Genomic DNA, 760 nt, shown 5'->3' with positions numbered 1-760 from the left:
CGGACGCCCCCTGCGGATGGCCGCCCCCTCCGGTGATCGCCCATGGGCAACTCCCACATGGTCCGGCGGAAACCGGTGTGCGGTCTCCCTATTGCCTCGTTCGATCAGCCCCCATCAGTATCTTGCGCGCCCTGCCTCGCCATCGATCGGGCCGTGACAGCACCACACTCACGGGCCCGGCAAGGCGCGCGAAGCCGGGTGAACCCGAACGAACAGGAGATCCGTATGACCACGAACCCCCTCAAGACGTCGGAAGCGGAGGTGAACGGCGGCGGGGAGACCTGGCTCGCCCGGCTGGCGTTGCGGTTCACCCGCTTCTCCGAGAAGTGGCTGCCGGACGCTCTCGGCTTCGTTCTGATCGGCACGTTCGTGGTGCTCGGCCTGGGGCTGGTCTCGGGGGAGAGCCTGCTCGGCACGCCGGGCGACCCGAAGGCGACCAGCGGGTTCGGCCTGGTGGACGCCTGGGGCAAGGGGTTCTGGTCGCTCATAGAGTTCACCCTGCAGATGGCGATCATCGTCATCGCGGGCTACGCGGTCGCGGTCTCGCCGCCGATGGCCCGCCTCATCGTCCGGCTCGCCGCCCTGCCCCGGACCCCGCGCGGCGCCATCACGTTCACCGCCGCGGTGGCCATGGCCACGGCGTATGTGAACTGGGCCTTCAGCCTCGTCTTCACCGCCATCCTCGCCAAGGAGATCGCCCGCCGGCTGGCCGGCGTCGACTACCGCGCCATCGGAGCCATGGCCTTCCTCGGCCTCGGCA

Annotated in this window: 1 protein-coding gene; it reads left to right on the top strand. The window is 69.7% G+C overall.

Features of this window, described 5'->3' with window-relative positions:
* Positions 1 to 225: 225 nt before the first annotated feature.
* Positions 226 to 760 (top strand): TIGR00366 family protein (locus tag ABFY07_RS42730; RefSeq protein WP_346179619.1); only part of this gene is annotated, 535 nt, incomplete at its 3' end.

The organism is Streptomyces sparsogenes subsp. cuspidosporus (assembly GCF_039532705.1).
GTDB classification, from domain to species: domain Bacteria; phylum Actinomycetota; class Actinomycetes; order Streptomycetales; family Streptomycetaceae; genus Streptomyces; species Streptomyces sparsogenes.
This window is presented reverse-complemented; position numbering and strand designations above follow the sequence as displayed.